At 48.0% G+C, this 17,993-nt stretch carries 16 protein-coding genes and 1 pseudogene; 13 read left to right on the top strand and 4 right to left on the bottom strand.

Annotated features, from left to right (window positions below):
- Window positions 1–366: 366 nt before the first annotated feature.
- Both D479_RS12005 and D479_RS12010 read left to right on the top strand, forming a co-directional pair.
- Window positions 367–1,536 carry an FxLYD domain-containing protein gene (locus tag D479_RS12005; protein WP_008637384.1) on the top strand — a complete coding sequence of 390 codons (1,170 nt, stop codon included), beginning with the start codon at window positions 367–369 and terminating at the stop codon, window positions 1,534–1,536.
- Window positions 1,537–1,547: 11 nt separating this feature from the next.
- Window positions 1,548–2,744 (top strand): trypsin-like peptidase domain-containing protein, encoded by a 1,197-nt coding sequence (locus D479_RS12010; RefSeq protein ID WP_008637386.1) that lies wholly within the window; start codon window positions 1,548–1,550, stop codon window positions 2,742–2,744.
- 436 nt (window positions 2,745–3,180) lie between these two features.
- Here D479_RS12010 and D479_RS12020 read toward each other — a convergent pair whose 3' ends face one another.
- Window positions 3,181–4,650 carry a flavin monoamine oxidase family protein gene (locus tag D479_RS12020; RefSeq protein WP_008637388.1) on the bottom strand — a complete coding sequence of 490 codons (1,470 nt, stop codon included), beginning with the start codon at window positions 4,648–4,650 and terminating at the stop codon, window positions 3,181–3,183.
- Window positions 4,651–4,772: 122 nt separating this feature from the next.
- On the opposite strand from D479_RS12020, the gene D479_RS12025 reads away from it, so the two are divergent.
- Both D479_RS12025 and zupT read left to right on the top strand, forming a co-directional pair.
- Entirely contained in the window at window positions 4,773–5,408 is a 636-nt protein-coding gene (locus tag D479_RS12025; RefSeq protein ID WP_008637389.1) for an SIMPL domain-containing protein, read from the top strand.
- Between the two features lie 234 nt (window positions 5,409–5,642).
- A complete protein-coding gene (zupT, locus tag D479_RS12030) occupies window positions 5,643–6,440 on the top strand; it encodes a zinc transporter ZupT (RefSeq protein ID WP_039871414.1) in 798 nt (265 codons plus the stop codon).
- Window positions 6,441–6,493: 53 nt separating this feature from the next.
- Here zupT and D479_RS12035 read toward each other — a convergent pair whose 3' ends face one another.
- Window positions 6,494–7,093 (bottom strand): YgjP-like metallopeptidase domain-containing protein, encoded by a 600-nt coding sequence (locus D479_RS12035; protein WP_008637391.1) that lies wholly within the window; start codon window positions 7,091–7,093, stop codon window positions 6,494–6,496.
- Between the two features lie 300 nt (window positions 7,094–7,393).
- On the opposite strand from D479_RS12035, the gene qoxA reads away from it, so the two are divergent.
- The 5 genes from qoxA to D479_RS12060 are packed head-to-tail and all read left to right on the top strand — an operon-like array spanning window position 7,394 to window position 11,543.
- A complete protein-coding gene (gene qoxA, locus D479_RS12040) occupies window positions 7,394–8,338 on the top strand; it encodes a cytochrome aa3 quinol oxidase subunit II (protein WP_008637393.1) in 945 nt (314 codons plus the stop codon).
- An 18-nt stretch (window positions 8,339–8,356) separates the two neighbouring features.
- Window positions 8,357–10,297 carry a cytochrome aa3 quinol oxidase subunit I gene (gene qoxB / locus D479_RS12045; protein WP_008637394.1) on the top strand — a complete coding sequence of 647 codons (1,941 nt, stop codon included), beginning with the start codon at window positions 8,357–8,359 and terminating at the stop codon, window positions 10,295–10,297.
- Between the two features lies 1 nt (window position 10,298).
- Complete coding sequence (gene qoxC / locus D479_RS12050) at window positions 10,299–10,904, top strand: cytochrome aa3 quinol oxidase subunit III (RefSeq protein ID WP_008637396.1); 606 nt, start codon at window positions 10,299–10,301, stop codon at window positions 10,902–10,904.
- A complete protein-coding gene (qoxD, locus tag D479_RS12055) occupies window positions 10,905–11,291 on the top strand; it encodes a cytochrome aa3 quinol oxidase subunit IV (RefSeq protein ID WP_008637398.1) in 387 nt (128 codons plus the stop codon). It abuts the gene before it with no gap.
- 24 nt (window positions 11,292–11,315) lie between these two features.
- Window positions 11,316–11,543 carry a hypothetical protein gene (locus tag D479_RS12060; RefSeq protein ID WP_008637400.1) on the top strand — a complete coding sequence of 76 codons (228 nt, stop codon included), beginning with the start codon at window positions 11,316–11,318 and terminating at the stop codon, window positions 11,541–11,543.
- 196 nt (window positions 11,544–11,739) lie between these two features.
- Here D479_RS12060 and D479_RS12065 read toward each other — a convergent pair whose 3' ends face one another.
- Window positions 11,740–12,039, bottom strand: coding sequence for a hypothetical protein (locus tag D479_RS12065; protein WP_008637402.1), 300 nt, complete (start codon window positions 12,037–12,039; stop codon window positions 11,740–11,742).
- Window positions 12,040–12,421: 382 nt separating this feature from the next.
- On the opposite strand from D479_RS12065, the pseudogene D479_RS12070 reads away from it, so the two are divergent.
- From D479_RS12070 to D479_RS12085, 4 genes and pseudogenes are all read left to right on the top strand, one after another.
- A pseudogene (locus D479_RS12070) lies at window positions 12,422–14,163 on the top strand (solute:sodium symporter family transporter).
- Between the two features lie 272 nt (window positions 14,164–14,435).
- Window positions 14,436–14,804 (top strand): GntR family transcriptional regulator, encoded by a 369-nt coding sequence (locus tag D479_RS12075; protein WP_008637408.1) that lies wholly within the window; start codon window positions 14,436–14,438, stop codon window positions 14,802–14,804.
- Window positions 14,801–15,676, top strand: coding sequence for an ABC transporter ATP-binding protein (locus D479_RS12080; RefSeq protein WP_008637410.1), 876 nt, complete (start codon window positions 14,801–14,803; stop codon window positions 15,674–15,676). Before D479_RS12075 ends, D479_RS12080 begins: the two co-directional genes overlap by 4 nt.
- A complete protein-coding gene (locus D479_RS12085; RefSeq protein ID WP_008637418.1) occupies window positions 15,669–16,373 on the top strand; it encodes a hypothetical protein in 705 nt (234 codons plus the stop codon). The genes D479_RS12080 and D479_RS12085 overlap by 8 nt, the downstream gene beginning before the upstream one ends.
- Window positions 16,374–16,626: 253 nt before the next feature.
- Here D479_RS12085 and yfkAB read toward each other — a convergent pair whose 3' ends face one another.
- Entirely contained in the window at window positions 16,627–17,751 is a 1,125-nt protein-coding gene (gene yfkAB, locus D479_RS12090; RefSeq protein WP_008637419.1) for a radical SAM/CxCxxxxC motif protein YfkAB, read from the bottom strand.
- Between the last annotated feature and the right edge of the window lie 242 nt (window positions 17,752–17,993).

Below are 17,993 nucleotides of genomic sequence, written 5' to 3' on the forward strand. Positions count from 1 at the left end.
TGTATTCTTTATGAATGCAGGGCTTGCGTTCTTTGTAGGGCACGACTGCCCGAAGGGAGGAGCGCTTAGCGTGAGTTTCCTTTCGGCTTACGTCCACAGCAGGGTTTTCTTTTCGGCTGACTTTGTTGATTTCCGCGGCTTCCCATATAGAATCCCTCCTCTCAACATTGAGATAATCCATTGTATGCAGGCCGCAGGTCAGAGGGGTGTTCGCTTTTCCCGCTTTTTGTGAAAAAAATTACTTTCTACCTTGAAAAAAAGGCCTAAAGAACGTTTACAGAACTGTATACAGGCGTGCTATAATGTTTGTTAGCATGGAACTCGTTCCATTATTATGTAAGATTGATAGAGGAGGAGGACGGGACTGTGAAAGAATGTCCTCAATGTAAACAGGAAATGACGGAAAACTCCCGGTACTGCTCCCACTGCGGAGCTGCGTTGAATCAAGACGGGGAGTCTCAACTAATAAATAATTCTAACAAAAATAAGAAGAGATCGTGGTTGCCCGTTGTCACACCAGCGGTTGTTCTGGTCGTGATTGGGGTAGCCCTTTATTTTGTATATGAGCAGGAAAAGCATGTGAATGAAGAAGTGGCCGCATGGAAGAAGAAGGCCGAGAATGTTGCAATGGACGGGGAGTATCGTCAGGCGGAAACGCTGCTCTCGAAAGCGATCGATCAGCGTCCGGGTAATGAATCGTTGAAAGCAGAACTGAAGGAAGTACAGGTAGCGGTAGGTCTCGATAAGAAGTTAACGGAAGCGGAGAAGCAGATAGAGAAGGAAGACCTGGCGAAAGCGAAGGAGAGGCTCTCTGCGATCCAGGAGAAGATCCAACAAAACCAGAGCAGGGTCATCCTTACCCTTGTACCGAGATTAAATGAATTGAATTCCACCATTACGCTTCAGGAAGTAAATAAGGAACTGGCGAAGCTTTCCAGCGTCGATGAGCTGGCGGCTAAATTGAATACGCTGTCGGATTTGAATTTGGAAGAGACGGCAAAGGTGAGAGAGAAAATCTTCGAGAAGATCGTTAACCGATCGACCAAAGAAGCGGAAGCCGCCATGAAAGAAAAGCAGTACACCGAAGCGATTGCATTGATCGACCAGGGGTTGCAGTATGTGTCCAATGATGACCAGCTGATCCAGCTGAAGGAACGGATCCAGAAGGAGAAAGAGGCCTTCGAGCAGGCAGAGCAGCAACGGTTGGAGCAGGCGATGCAGCAGGCGGCGGAAGATGAACTCGTCAACCAGACGGAAGCGTTGAAAGTGTTGAGCTTCGACATTACAAAGGATGAGTTCGGGGATTACAAGGTGAAAGGCCAGCTGGAGAGTGTGGCCACCCAGATCATCAGTACCGTTACGGTAAAGTATGACATTCTCGATAAAGACGGGAAAGTCGTCCGTTCTGAATCTGCGAAAGTGTATCCGACGTATATAAATCCGGGTACAAAAGGCAGCTTCGAAAAGGTATATTACGAGCTTGAAGAAGGCGAATACTCTGTCAACATGACAGAGATGGAATGGATGGTAGAATAGGAGGATAGCAGATGAATCGCGCATGGATCATCAGCATCGCTGTTTCCCTCATATTGATAGGGGGCGGCGCTGCGGGCGTTTTCTACATCATGAAATCTGTGCCTGGACAAATGACTGTGCAGGCTGTGCTTAGTGCGCCCCCGGAAGAAGATGCAGAGAAAACGCAGGTACCGAAAGATACGCAGCAAATTATATTCGAATCACAAAAGCTTGTCGTCCAGGTAGAATTGGAGGACGGGACGATCGGGTCCGGTTTCCTTTACAACGATAAAGGAGACATTCTGACCAACGCCCACGTCGTCGCCAATGCGAAAGATGTGAGTGTCATAACCGCCGACTCGAAGAGCATGCCCGGGGAAGTGATCGGCATCAGCAGAGATACGGATATCGCGGTCGTCCGCGTACCAGGATTGAAAGGGAAAGAGCCGCTTCCGATCCGCAGGGAAGACTCTGCTAAACTGTTGGATGAGGTGCTGGCTCTCGGAAGCCCGCTTGGGTTGCAGAATACCGTGACGCGCGGAGAAATCAGCGGGCTGGATCGCACCCTCGACATCGACCCGTTCCGCTATGAGAACATGTATCAGATCTCTGCACCGATCGAAAGAGGGAACAGCGGTGGTCCGCTGTTGGACAGGACGACGGGTGACGTCATCGGCATCAATTCAGCAAAGCTGGATGAAGAGACGATCGGCTTCAGTATACCAATTGCGGACGTACTGCCTATGGTCGAGCGCTGGAGTGAGTCTCCGATGAAGTCCCTGCCGGAATTTCCAGAATTCAGTGACCAGACCCCTTCCCCTGTCACCGGCACGGATGCGGAACAGGCGAGTTACCTCGTCCAATATTTCTATGACAGCATCAATCAAGGCGATTTCGTAACCGCTTTTTCTCTGTTAAGCAGCAGCTGGCAGGAGAAAGCATCCTTTGAGGAGTTTCGTTCCACATACCATGACATCCTGAACGTTCAAGTGGACAACGTCGTCGCTGATCCGAAAGAGGGTTCCGTGGAAGTGACAGCCTTCCTGACAACCGAGGAGACAGTTGACGGAGATGTGGTGACGAAAAAATATAAAGTCGTCTACCCTGTCGTATCGGAAAATCGCGCTGTTAAAATCGGCGAAGGCAGCGTGCAGGAGCTGAAGGCGGAAGACGAAGAAGCAGAAGATTCTAAAGAGAAAAAAGATGGCGAAAAAGAAGAAGCAGCGTAAAAAAACCTCTCCCGTTTGGGAGAGGTTTTTTATTATGCAACAGCATTCTAATGGAGCACCACCGAAGTATCTTTATCTGTATCCTGACTGGAATTATATGATGACGGAGAGAATATTATTTCCAAGTGTTGAAACCTACATGGAATCTTGTTTCCCTGCACGGGAATAGTTATCTTGAAACGGTACTAACTCCTAATATATCGAAACGGAGCCTTCCACAATAAGTGGCAATTCTTTAATGGGAATAGGACGGGGACTGGAGGTAAGATATTCTTTCTAGCTCGTTTCATTAGATAAATGTGTTACCTCCAGTTACTGTCCCAAGCGCTTTTCTTGATAGCCTGAAAAAAGCCTTCCCGTTAGAGAAAGCTTTATCTACATAGGATGGATTTTCTTCGTTGAAAGGTCCCTGATACGCTGCAATCTTTTTCAGGGATCAGGAACGATGATGAATTTCATTCGCGGCGCGGATGCCTGATTCCACCGCCCCTTCGATCCAGCCGTGGAAGGAGGAGGTGTGCTCGCCGGCGAAGTGGATCCGGCCCTCCGGCTTGGTGATCACGTCTCCGAGGTCACGGCTTTGTCCGGGGGTGAATAAGGTGAAACATCCGGCCGAGAATGGGTTCCTGGTCCAGTTGTAAACGACGGTCTGCATGTAGGTTTCATAGACGACAGGACCATAGATCAAATAAAGGTTCTCCAGCACCTCTTTGACAATCTGGTCTTTCGTCAGACTGTTCCAGAGCATGGCATTCTGTCCCCATGAATAACTAGCCAGAAGGACGGCAGGCCCATCTTTTCCCTGCCCGTGGCTAGGTAGATACATAAACCGGATGGGCAGGTCGGAGGTGACGTTGCCGATGAGATACTCTTCCCAGAACGGACGGCTGAACTCCATTCCGATTTTGACAGCCGGGACGTTGATGATTTCCTGAATGGCCTCCCTTTTCTTGAAGGAGATCGAGTCATGAGGATACACATCGACGAATTGGAAGGTGGTGAAAGGGATGGTCGTCAAGACGTAATCTCCCTCCCAAACCCTTTGGGCGTTCGTCTGTGTATCAACGGTATAGACGTTCACTTTATCCGGGAACTGGACAATCCGCTCTACACGCTGGTTCAAATGAATGTCGGATGCGAGGTATGGATAGAAGGAATAAGGAAGGCGGTCGTTGCCGCCTTCAATTTCGACGAACGTCGTCCCTTCGTTGAAGATCGGATAGGTGATGTCGGTCAAGATGTCGAGAAACGCAAATTCCGGAAACCCTTCAATTCCGAGCAGCACTTTAATTTTGCGGACGGCGTCTGAAGAGAGCGACGGGCCGAGAGGATTCTCACGCAGGTATTCTCCCATCGAATAGGAGGAGAATTGTTTGCGCAGCTTCTCCTGTTCTTCCTCCGTGCTGTTCTCATATATCGAAAAAAAGGTCCCGACAGCTTCCACAAACAATTCCTGTGCGGTTTTTCCTTTTTCCTCTTCATTGACAGGATAGTCGAGGATATCCGGATTTTCTTCATACGCTCTCTTATAGACTTTCTTCCCATTCACCATCAGAACATCGGTGTCTCTTGTATTGGCGAACGGCTGGGTTGGAAGCCCGAACCCTTTGATATATTCCTGGACGAGCAGATGGTTGGAAGGGATGCGCATGGCACCGACGTCGAGGTAGTTCCCTTGTGAAAACGGCTCCCTGACAGTATGAACACGTCCTCCCAGCCGATTGTTCCCTTCCAGGATCGTCACGTCGTGGGAGGCGCTCTTCAACAGCGCCGCAGCTACGAGCCCGGCCATCCCTCCACCGATAATGATGACCTTCTTTTTGTTTTCCGCGGACGGAAGTCCCTGCCGGATGATGTTCAGGAAATCTTCCGGGTAGGACAGCTCTTCAGGTTTCCTCGTGTGCATGAAAACACCCCCTCTTACTATATATTCCAATTGAATGCCGTCCATTATGAGATTTTGTTCCCTTTTCCAGGCATAATCCGTAAAGCCGCGACATCGAATGAAAAAAAGGGGAGGAATGGAACATGAGGCATGGAGAAGGGCGAATCATGAAGGTGACCGGAAGCGGGACAGTCGACGTCATTCCGGACAGAGCCGTATTAGAGGTCGGTGTCGTGACAGAGAAAGAGAGCCTGGAGCAGGCACAGAAAGAAAATGCCGCTGTCACGGAGAGAGTGAAGCGGCAGCTGATGGAGGCGGGTGTTCCGGAAGAAGCGATCCAAACATCGCAATATACGATATTTCCGGAATATGACTACGTGGACGGGAGCCAGGTCTTTCGGGGGTATCAGGTGACCCATCTCCTTCAAATTACGATCGACCAGGTGGAACAAACCGGTTATTTAATCGATACCGCTGTCGCCAATGGGGCCAACCGTGTTTCCAGCATTACATTCACCATCAGGAATCCGGAACAGGCTTATCAACAGGCATTGACTAAAGCCCTGGCCGGTGCCGTTACCCATGCCGGGACAATGGCAGAGGCGATGGCTGTGCAGCTTGACCCGACACCGGTCCGTATGACGGAAATCAGGAGTGGAACCGAGCCCGTGCAGCCGTTCCAGAAGACGCAGATGCTCCAAGGTTCCGCCACACCGATTCAGCCGGGAACGATCGAAACATCCGCAGCCGTGGAGGTGTGGTTTCAATATTTGCCTTGATCCCCACAGGTGCCTGTGGTTTTTTTGCGTACAGCGGACATAGCAGATTCTGAAAAAGGACAATCTATGCAAAAGGTTCAAAAGAAACAAGATAATTTTTTCGAGGAAAAGGTACGTTTTTTACATAGGCGCATAAAATATAACTGAAACAAAAAAAGTTGCACTAAGGAAAAACTTCGAGTAAAATGTCGATTAGATAGTACGAGATAGAAGGAGAGGTAGTATGGAAAATGTATTATTAGCCTCGGGCTCACATTATTTGCAGGATTGGCGACCGGGATCGGCAGCGTGCTCGCTTTTTTCACTTCCACGACAAACACGAGGTTCCTATCGCTGGCACTCGGGTTTTCGGCAGGGGTGATGATCTATGTGTCGATGGTGGAAATTTTCTTTAAAGCGCAGGATTCGCTGACGAGTGCGCTCGGTGAAGTCCCTGGGAAGTGGTCGACGGTCGGTGCCTTCTTCGGCGGAATGCTCGTCATTGCTCTGATTGACCGCTTGATTCCGAAAGCCGGAAATCCGCACGAAGTGAAGAAAGTCGAAGATATGAAGAGCGGCGGTGCTTCCGCTGTCCATGATCCGGCTCTTCTGAAGATGGGAACCTTCACGGCACTAGCTATAGCGATTCACAACTTTCCGGAAGGGATTGCCACGTTCACAGCCGCGCTTAATGATCCAACGCTTGGGATTGCGATTGCCGCAGCCATAGCAATCCACAACATCCCGGAGGGAATCGCGGTGTCCGTTCCCATTTACTTCGCAACGGGAGATAAGAAGAAGGCGTTCAAGCTTTCCTTCTTAAGCGGGTTATCTGAGCCGCTTGGTGCTATTCTCGCCTTTCTGATTCTCATGCCGTTTCTGAATGATGTCATGTTCGGAGTGTTGTTCGCCGGTGTTGCCGGAATCATGGTCTTCATTTCCCTTGATGAACTGCTTCCGGCTTCGAGACGGTACGGGGAAGCACACTTATCCATTTACGGTGTCGTAGCCGGTATGGCTGTGATGGCGCTCAGCTTATTGCTATTCATCTGAATTTTACTCATCGAAAAAACCCTTCCACTATATAGGTGGAAGGGTTTTTTATGTCAGTATGCTTTTTCTTCGATCAGGTCCTGGATCGTCCGGGCAGTCGTTTCTTTCGGCCGATGGACGAGCCGCCAGTTCAATTGAATGCCGTCCTTATGCTTACGTCCCAAGCGGATGTGGTCCTCTTCGATGGATACAGAGGTTTCCTCTGCAAGGGAGGCGAGCTTATCGGCAGCCTTTTGTTTAAACCATGCCTTTGTCTGCTCCCGCCACGCTTCCTGACGCTTCTCTTCGTTCCACTCCTGTGGGAAATGGAAGGCGAACCCTCCTTTACGGAAGGCGAAGGAAGCCTCGGTCGAGTCTGTTTCCGGATGAATCTTCAGCTTATAGGAGCGGCCAAGGTAGGGAATCCGCTGTTCCTCTTCCTTAAAATCGATCGTATCCAGGATGTATAAGTCTTCATGGGTGCCGCACCAACGATCGATGATCCAGCCGGCTTTCTTCTCGACGAAAGCGCGGATCCGTGTTTCGTCTTTATTAGAAGAAGCCGTCACCTGTACGCCGTTCAAATCGTCCATATAAATTTTGATAAACGGGACATCCGGTTTTTTATGTAGGTCATAGTGTATTTCCTTGTCATCATATACGATGGTCTGCATGAGTATTCTCTCCTTTATTCTATTAACCAGTTTAATGGAGACGGAAGATTCCGTCAAAAGTCCAAGATTGAGATAAAAGTGTTACAAATTTATTAATAAATGGAAGTAAATAGCATGTAAACGCTTGATTGTAACAAAAAGTTAACAAAGATGCGCCTGTTAATGTGAAATATTTGTGAAAGGGAGGTGAAATTCTACAAAATCTGATATAATCATTCAAGCCCTAGTAGTATGGATGAGAGTCATAGATGTCTCATTCTTGTACTTATAAATAATAGTCTGATAGGAGGGTTAAAACAAATGAAAGCTAAACATCTGCGTTCTAGATGGCTAGGACTACTTCCACTAAGCCTGGTATTGTTCCTGAGCGGCTGTGGGCAAATGACTGTGCTTAACCCGAAAGGTCCAGTGGCGGAAAGCCAGAAAGATCTAATCGTATATTCCTTATGGTTCATGCTTGGAATTGTCGTGGTTGTTTTTGCACTATTTGCGTATATGGTCATCAAGTACCGCGATCGTCCTGGTCGAGGCGATAAGGACTATGCTCCGAACCTTCACGGTAACACAGCTATTGAAGTTGTTTGGACAGTTATTCCGATCATTATCGTTACATTACTATCGATCCCGACGGTCACTACATTGTTCGACCTGGAGAAACCTCCAGAACCTGCTGCAGGAGAAGAGGCGAAAGAACCTCTGGTCGTTTATGCGACAGCAGCGGATTGGAAATGGTTCTTCAGTTATCCGGAACAGGACATTGAAACAGTGAACTACTTACACATTCCGACGGATCGTCCGATCGAATTCCGATTGACATCCGCAGACTCCATGTCCGCACTTTGGATCCCGGCACTCGGTGGTCAGAAGTACAACATGGCAGGAATGATGACGAAGCTTTATCTTCAGGCAGATGAAGAAGGGGTCTACGATGGACGTAACTCCAACTTCAACGGAGAAGGTTTCGCAGCACAGACGTTCAAAGTTCATGCGGAAAGCGAAGAGAACTTTAACAGCTGGGTCAGCGATATCCAGAACGAGTCTCCGGAACTTACACAGGATCAATACAATGATTTGGTCAAACCTGGTCTGACAGACAAATCATCTTATTCCTCTACGCACTTGGAATTTGTTGATCACGGTACACATGAAGGAGCGTCTTACGTCGTTGACAGATACTTCGATCTTTATGGAGAGAAGCTGCACTTAGGTAACGACGAGGTTGAAACACAAGAAACATTCGATTAAGAAAGCAGGTGAGAGGACATGCACATTACTGATATATTAGTCACCGGCGAACCGCTTATTTACGGCGCTATGGTGTCGATTGCACTCGTTTCGATCGCAATCGTCTTCGTATTGACGTATTTCAAGAAATGGGGCTGGCTTTGGCGTGAATGGTTGACTACCGTCGACCATAAGAAAATCGGAATCATGTACATCCTGGCTGCACTGCTCATGTTATTCCGTGGTGGTGTCGACGCCTTAATGATGAGGATCCAGCTTGCTTTTCCAGGGCTTGGATTCCTAGATTCCCAACACTATAATGAAATCTTTACGACACACGGTACGATCATGATCATCTTCATGGCGATGCCGTTCCTTATCGGTTTGATGAACATTATCGTTCCATTGCAAATCGGAGCACGTGACTTTGCGTTCCCTTATTTGAACGCTGTCAGCTTCTGGTCGTTTGCATTCGGAGCTATTCTATTTAACATTTCCTTCGTCATCGGGGGATCACCGGACGCTGGTTGGACAAGTTACACACCGCTTGCAGGTGCGGCAATGAGTCCAGGACCGGGTCAGAACTTCTACTTGATGGGCTTACAGCTCTCGGGTATCGGTACATTGGGTACCGGAATCAACTTGATGGTAACCATCCTTAAGATGCGTGCCCCTGGTATGAAACTGTTCCACATGCCGATCTTCACATGGTCGACATTGGTTACATGTTTCATCATCGTGTTCGCATTCCCAATCCTTACAGTAGCGCTTGCGCTGCTTACAATCGACCGTGTCTTCGGTGCTCAGTTCTTCACACTGACCGGAGAAGGACTGCCGATGATGTGGGCGAACTTATTTTGGATGTGGGGACACCCTGAGGTTTACATCGTTATTCTGCCGGCATTCGGTATCTTCTCCGAAGTCATTGCGGCTTTTGCGAAGAAACGTTTGTTCGGTTACAACGCCATGGTTTGGTCCATGATCATTATTGCACTACTGAGTTTCCTTGTTTGGGTACACCACTTCTTCACGATGGGAGCAGGCGCGTTCGTAAACTCCGTCTTCTCTGTATCGACGATGTTGATCGCTGTACCGACAGGGGTTAAAATCTTTAACTGGCTTGCGACATTGTACAAGTCGAAAATCGAAATTACCGTACCGATGCTTTGGTCTCTATCCTTCATTCCGAGTTTCGTACTCGGCGGGGTGACAGGGGTTATGCTCGGTATGGCAGCAGCGGACTACCAGTTCCATAACTCTTACTTCCTGATCGCGCACTTCCACTACGTGCTGATCGCCGGAACAGTCTTCGGCTGTTTCGCAGGTTTGACTTACTGGTATCCGAAGATGTTCGGTCACAAGATGAACGAACGTCTCGGGAAATGGGCATTCTGGTTGTTCTTTGCCGGCTTCCATGTCTGCTTCTTCCCGCAGTATTTCCTAGGTTTGGATGGAATGCCTCGTCGTTTGTTCATCACAAACGTAGTCGAGTGGCTTCCATTGAACGTCATCTCTACTGTCGGTGCATTTGGAATGGGACTTGGTTTCATCGTCTTCGTTTACAACGTTTACTACAGCTACCGCTATGCAGAACGTGAAACAAACGGCGACTCCTGGGGCCATGGACGTACGCTTGAGTGGTCTACGACAACTCCGGTACCGTTCTATAACTTTGCTACCGTACCATACGTCGATCGTATCGACCCGTATGAGCGCATGAGAGAAGAAGGTCAAACGACATTCGACGAATCGAAATTGAAGCCGATCCACATGCCGAGTTACACCGGGCAGCCGATCATCATGATGACATTCCTGTTCATCGGAAGCTTCGGTCTCGTCTTCGAGTGGATGCCTGTGGCGATCTTCGGTCTTGTTGGTGGTGTGATCATGATGATCATCCGTTCCTTCGACTACGATGACGGTTACTATGTAAGCGTCGATGAAGTGAAACGCATCGAGCGAAAAGCGAGGGGGTTATGATATGGCTGCAGAAGAATTGAAAACAGGTCCATTAGAATACCGGACGCAAGAAGGACAGATGAGTATTCTCGGATTTTGGATTTTCCTTGGAGCCGAAGTCGTACTTTTCTCTACGCTGTTCGCAACGTATGCCGTCCTATTCGGCCGTACAGCTGATGCACCGACACCTGGTGAGTTGTTCGAGCCAGGCATCGTGTTAATCATGACGTTCCTGCTTTTGGTGAGTAGTTTCACGTGTGGACTTGCGATTCACCAAATGCGTAAAGGGAATGTCAAAGGCATGACGTTATGGATGATCATAACGCTTGCCCTTGGTTTAGGATTCCTTGGATTCGAAATCTTCGAGTTCTTCCATTATACGCACGAAGGCGCGACACTGCAGTCGGCTGCCTTCTGGTCAGCATTCTTCGTCCTTGCCGGAACCCACGGGCTTCACGTAACCCTTGGTATCGGATGGGCGATCGGACTTCTGATTCAACTAAGAAAACGCGGACTTACAACAAAGACAAGTCGAAAATTCTTTATCGTCAGTTTGTACTGGCACTTCCTGGACGTTGTGTGGATCTTCATCTTCACAGCTGTCTATCTGATAGGGATGGTGGTCTAGATGGCAGATACGTCAAAGAAAGTACCGACTAGTCACGTAATAGGATTCTTGTTATCCGTCGTTATGACGCTTGTCGCTGCTTGGGCAGCAATCAATTCCGACCTTCCAGTTGCAGTGATCATTTCAGGTATTCTGATTCTGGCGCTGCTTCAGGCTGGTGTTCAGTTGTTCATGTTCATGCACATCACAGAAAAGGGCAGCGGTGGCGGTCATGTTCCATGGAATATGATGTTCCACGGTTTCGCTCTTGCTGCGATTCTCGTAGCAGGTTCCTTATTCACGATGTCCTTCGGGTTCCAACACGGGGAACACGGAGACCACGGGGACATGGAAAACATGAATCACGAGGAAATGAATATGGACAGTGGAGAACACAGCGGGCATTAATACATCAAACAGGGGGAGAAAGTAATGGAACAGAAACAGCAGATGGACAATGAGCAGGCACCAATGATCGGAGGCTTGCAGTGGAAGCATATGATCGGGTTTGTTCTATGTGTCGTATTGGCGGCTTTCTCTCTTACAGGTGCGATGTATTCTCATTATGAACCGACTTTCGTTCTCTATATCCTGAGCGGTGTCGCTTTTGTTCAGGCTATGATTCAGCTGTTCAAAGCGCAGCCGATCGAGGATCAATAATAGAAAGGCCTCTTCCTTAATAGTAAGGAAGAGGCTTTTTTTTTGGGTAGGGGCGTGCTGCAAAAAAAGATCGCTTTTTGCGCGCGTCAGGTAGTCTTCTTGCAGCTTTCCTCTTCCAACTTTAATTCGCTTTTATTTTTCTCCCAGAAAAGACCCCTTACCGGCAGGCGGTAAGGGGTCTTTTCACTTCGGTGGATTATATTTTGTCCGGCGCTTCGATTTTCTCTTGAAGTGCCTGTTTGTAGATCGGGCCTTCTTTGACGGTTGCTATGAAGAACATCACCCATCCGATATGTGTACCGATGAGGGCGAGGTAGAACATCGTCCATGTCGGTGAGAATGCGGTAGGTGTTGTATAAAGGAGTACTTGGAAGTAATAGACCCACATGCCCATAAGCAAGACAGAATGAACGATCGCAAAAGCAGGTTTCTTCATCATCAGAAACAAAATCGGAGTCACTGTCGCCAACAACAAGAACATGGATGCTACACCCATTATATTCATCTCCTTTGTTACACTAGTTTGTGTAAACGGTTTCTTTGTATTCATTGTAACAGAAATTTCTTATTTTGGACACAAAATGTTCGAAATTTATTTAAAAATAGGCTTGCTTATTGCTGTGACCCTTGATAATACAGGCTTTGAGCTTGTTCATATTTAGGAATAAAAAGTGTCTGAAGGCAGAAATATCCTCCAAAAAAAGGGCGGGGTCCTTCCGTATGATTTGATGGTTTTTTAGAAAAATAACATTGCAATCGCTTACTTTAGTTTTGGCTTTTTTTCGCCGGGGTATCTCTGAGTTAAGTGAAAAAAACAGGGAGGATTTAACATTTCGTTCTTGTCATCTTTTCACTACATAACTTAGGGAGGATTTCATATGATAGGCATCATCATCTTCAGCTTTCTTTTTTACACCATATTCGTCGCCTGGTATTCGTGGTTCAAAACGCGGAAAACGAATCTTTCCAGTTCAGATGGATATTTTCTGGGAGGGCGCAGCCTGACGGGCGTCGTCATCGCAGGGTCTTTAATATTAACCAATCTTTCGACGGAGCAGCTTGTCGGTTTGAACGGACAGGGGTTTTCAGAGACGATGGCAGTCATGGGCTGGGAAGTGACGAGTCCACTGGTGCTCATCCTGATGGCGTTCGTATTTCTTCCAAGGTATTTGAAGTCCGGCATCACGACCATTCCTGATTTCCTTGAGCAGCGGTATGACAGAAAAACGAGACAGATCGTTTCTGTCCTTTTCCTTCTTGGTTATGCGGTCGCCTATTTACCGACGGTCCTTTATTCTGGAGCGTTGGTGCTGGACAGCATTTTCTCTTTATCAAGCATTGCAGGTACGAGTCAGATCATGACTGTTTCCATCGTGGCGGCAGCAATCGGCATCATCGGCTGCGGTTATGTTATCTTCGGAGGGCTACGGGCTTGTGCAATCAGTGATACCATCAATGGGATCGGTCTCATAATCGGCGGTCTCTTGATTCCGATCCTTGCACTTGTGGCGATCGGCGGAGGAGATCTTGTCGGCGGCTTTAAAGAATTGATCGATAAGAATCCCGCTAAGCTGAACGCAATTGGTAATCATGAATCCTCGGTACCCTGGACGGTGCTGTTGACAGGACTCTTGTTCAATAATCTTTTTTACTGGTGTACGAACCAGTCCATCATCCAGCGGACCTTCGCTGCGAAGAATCTGGCTGAAGGGCAAAAGGGAGTCTTGTTCGCCGGCTTATTCAAGATATTCGGGGTATTCTTCCTCGTCCTGCCGGGAATCATCGCCTCTTTCCTTTACGGAAATACTCTTCCTACAGGGGATATGGCTTATCCGACACTCGTCAGTGATGTCCTGCCGCTTGCACTGTCAGGATTTCTAGCTGCCGTTTTGTTCGGAGCAATCTTAAGCTCGTTCAATGCTGCCTTGAACAGTTCGATTACGTTATTCACGCTTGATATATATCAACCGATTTTTAAACCGGAAGCATCCGAGAGGGAGCTTGTTAAAGCGGGACGCTTCTTCGCAGGAGCACTGGCTCTCGTTTCCGTGCTCGTCGCACCATTTATCATATTTGCACCCTCCGGACTGTACAGTTACTTACAGGAGATGTTCGGATTCTATAACCTGCCGATCATTGCCATGGTCCTCGTCGGCTTCTTCAGCAAATATGTGCCGGCCAGTGCACCGAAGATTACGATCATTGTTCACTTGATCGCCTATTCGTTGAGTAAGGTTTTTCTTGGGCATGTCAACTTCCTTTATGTCCTCGCGATCCTGTTCCCGCTGAACATCTTTATTATGGTGCTGGTAGGAAAACTGAAACCGCGCATCACACCTTATGTTCTTCTCGATGCAGGAAAAGTGGACTTGACCCCTTGGAAACATGCGAAGCTTTCGCCATTTTCACCATTAGTTTGATGATCGCGATGTATGTCTTCTTCTCTCCGATCGGAATCGCAGAATCTGCAGGTGGCTACTCGCCGCTGTCCGTCGTCTTCATGATCGGATCACTCGTACTGCTTGGAGCCGTCTTCTGGTTCTTCAAGCGAACGGAAACGCGGAGAGAAAGAGTGAAAGCAGGTCCTATTTCTCCGAAAGTGACCCAGTTGCATAAATGAGCGTTTAATGAAAGTAGAGGAAGGAAATTATATAAATAAAGTTGTGGATGAGGAGGATCATACATGACAAAACAAGAGCGGTATGAAGCAGTAGTCGAAGGATATACCTGCTGTTGGACGTGTATTGTGTGCTTATTTCGAAGAAACTGAAGCGAGAAGCTGCCGGGAATGTACCCGACAGCTTTTTTTATTTGTAAAATATTTCTTGACTTTCCACCATCCTAGTTATATGGTTAGTTACATAACTAATGAACCAACGAAGAGGTGCTTTTATGGATCGTGATTTGGCGGTCGACAAGCCGATATTTCAACAAATAGCGGAAAAAGTCGAAGCAGGAATTTTGGATCAATCGATAACCGAAGGGGAAAGGGTCCCATCAACGAATGAATTCGCCAAGTTCTATCAGATCAATCCCGCGACGGCTGCCAAAGGAATCAATCTGCTGGTGGATGAGGGGATCATATTCAAGAAGAGGGGAATCGGCATGTTTGTTGCAGAAGGTGCGCGGGCTATCGTACTCAAAAAGCGTAAAACGGTTTTCTATGAAGAGTATATTCTTCCTTTGAAGGAGGAAGCAGAGAAAATCGGGTTGGATAAGGAAGAACTGGATCGTCTATTAGGGGAGGCGGGAATCAAATGAAAATCGAACTGAAGAACTTGACGAAAAAGTATGGAGAGAAAACGGCGCTGAACGGGATCAACCTGACGCTGGAAGAAAATAAATTCTACGGGCTGCTTGGAAAGAACGGAGCGGGAAAGACGACCTTGATGCAGCTTTTGGCCGGTCACACGCTTCCCACTTCCGGGGAGGTGCTGGTGGATGGGCAGTCCCCGTTTGATAATAGGACGGTGCTGCAGGATATATGCCTGATCAATGAGACGAGCAACTTTAAGCGGCGCCTGAAAATTAAAGATGTGCTGAAGATTGTCTCCATGTTTTACCCGAATTGGTCCCAGGAAACGGCTGACCGCCTCATGGAGAAATTCCACCTGCACCCACGCACGAACGCCAGCGGACTTTCCAAAGGAATGGAATCAGCGCTTGGGATTATCATCGGTCTGTCTTCAAGAGCGAAGATTACGATATTCGACGAACCGTATATCGGACTCGACGCAGCTGCCCGGTATATGTTTTATGACTTGTTGCTGGAAGAATTTCAAGAATTTCCGCGTACGTTTCTGCTTTCGACGCACTTGATTGATGAGGTAAGCCGGCTGTTTGAAGAGGTGATCATGCTTCATAATGGTGAAATCATGTTTCACGATCAGGCGGAAGCGATGGTTCAGAAGAGCTTGAAGGTCGCCGGCATGAAAGAAAAGGTGGATGCTTTCACCACGGATAAGCATGTATTAAAAGAGCAGGAAATGATGGGGATGAAAACGGTGTGGTTGTATGGAGAGGGCTATTCGCTTGAAGGCGCCAGAAATGCCGGGCTTGAAGCGGAGCATATTTCCATGCAGGGCATCATGGTTCATTTGACGGAACTCGAAGGGGTGGAGAAGAATGCTTAGGGATTTAAAAGGGATTTTCTATTATTTATTAATCGATTACCGCTTTTCCTTTCTAGTGTTTTGGAGCATATTAACGGCGACGCTCGTTGGGTTTACGCTGCTTTCTATTCTTGTTCCGGACAGTTCCATGATTGTCTTTACAAGTCCCATCGTCTTCGTTTTCTGTGTCATTTCCGGCCTTAATATGACGAAGGAAACTTTCCCGTTCTGTGTGAAAATGGGGACGACGCGTACCCGGTATCTGCTCGGTACGTTCGCTTTCAGCCTGTTTTTCTCTCTCGTTTTATCCATGGTTCATCTCGGGATTGTACGTGGATTCCGGGCAGTCCTGGATGCGGAAAAGATATCAAGCATCCGTCACTATTCTCTTATGGACATGTTGGATGTGCAGGCAGCCTGGTATAACGAAATCTGGGTGCTTGGTTTATTGTTCTTTCTGTTCATCTCCATCGGGTTCCTGCTCGGTTCCGTCTTTTACCGATACGGCCTTATTGGAGGCTTCAGCGGGGTGGCGGTCTTTGGGGTGTTGATGATGCTTCCTGTCACGAAGGATTATCTGTTCAGTGAGGTTTTTCGACTTCAGGGGATGACGCTTCACGTGGATTTCCTCCTTCTTCTGGTTGCAGCCCTGTTGACTTTCGTTCCGAGCTGGATGGTCCTAAGAAAAGCCTCGACGACTGCTGCAAGAGCAAGATAAGAGCGTCCTGGTGAAAGGAACAGCAGTAATTATGGGAGGGATCATTCCGGCAAAGGGTAGAGGGAAATGGGCAGACACCGACGGGATTAGCGGGACAGGAGAGACTCTGGAAGAACAACGCGATGAGGAGGCTCACCGGCCGCCGCGTGGAAAGCGTCCCATTTCCCGGACCCCGCCCTCTCCCTAGCTGGGAATCACTTCTTCAAAAAGCTGAAAGCCCCGCTGATACCTATCAGCGGGGCTTTCGTCCTTTTTATAAGGAGATCTTGGCTTTTCGTTTCTGGAAGTCGATATCGGAATAGTAGGCGTTCTTGACGAGTACGTTCGGTCCGAGACATTCGACAGCGGGGCAGTGGCAGTTCAGGCTTTTTGCTGTGTCTGTTTCCATCCATTGCTGGTAAGCGTCCGTCAGCTTCGTATCCTGGATGTTGCCGAGGCCCGGTTCGTCTCCGAAATCGGTCACGATGATATCGCCGCTGAAGATGTTTACATTCAGGCGGGAACGTCCGTCCGGATCATTTCTGACCGTTACATTCTTTGCACTATACAAACGTTTCAGCATGTCCAAATCTTCGTCGGAAGTGCTGCAAGGGTAGTAGGGCAGCGTGCCGAACAGCATCCACATATCTTCATCACGGTGATCCAGCAGGCGGTTGATACCTTCCCGCATTTCTTCCAAGCTCAGTGTTTCAAGCGCGCTAGCGAAATCGACCGGATACATCGGGTGGATTTCGTGGCGGGCGCACTTCATTTCCTTGACATGGTCATGGATCGATTCCAGATAAGGGAATGTCCGTTTGTTCAGCATCGTTTCTGCAGATACCATGACGCCTTCTGCGGCGAGTTTCTGGGAGTTCTCCACCATCCGGTCGAAGAACTTCCTGCGTGCCTCCTCCAACGGCTTTCTTTCCATGCGGGCGAAGCCGGTCGTAACGAACTCCTCGATTGTTCCCCAGTTATGAGAAATATGTAGCACATCGAGATAAGGGATGATCGGAACATAGCGCTCGTACGGCAGCGTCAGATTGGAATTAATCTGAGTCCGAACGCCGCGCTCATGGGCATATTTAAGAAGCGGCAGGACATAATTGTCGACCGATTTCTTCGACATCATCGGTTCTCCGCCGGTGATGCTCAAGGTGCGCAGGTGAGGGATTTCATCCAGACGATTAATGATCAGGTCCATCGGCAGGGCATCCGGGTCCTTCGACTGCAGCGTATAACCGACAGCACAGTGCGCACAGCGCATGTTGCAGAGTGTCGTCGTCGTAAATTCTATGTTGGATAACGTCATGTCTCCGTGTTCCTTTACATCCATGTATGCTTCCCAAGGATCAAAGGATGGGGAGAGTTCTTGAAGCTTCATGTTGGTACTCATAAGTATGAAACTTCCTTTCTATTAAAATTGGTTTAGGACAAACCCTTCCTATTCTAACACTATTCTAGAGATAACCATACCATTCCTGCTCGGATTTCTCCGGGAGTATCGGACTTTTTGGAAAAGCTTTTAAATGTAAAAAGGTTTTGACATGTTTGTTTATTTCTCTATACTGAATATGTGAAAAGTTTTTACATAATGAGGGGACCTCTGATTAAATAATTGCATCCGGTCCAAAAGGA

The organism is Halobacillus sp. BAB-2008 (assembly GCF_000328325.1).
Taxonomy (GTDB): Bacteria; Bacillota; Bacilli; order Bacillales; family Halobacillaceae; genus Halobacillus.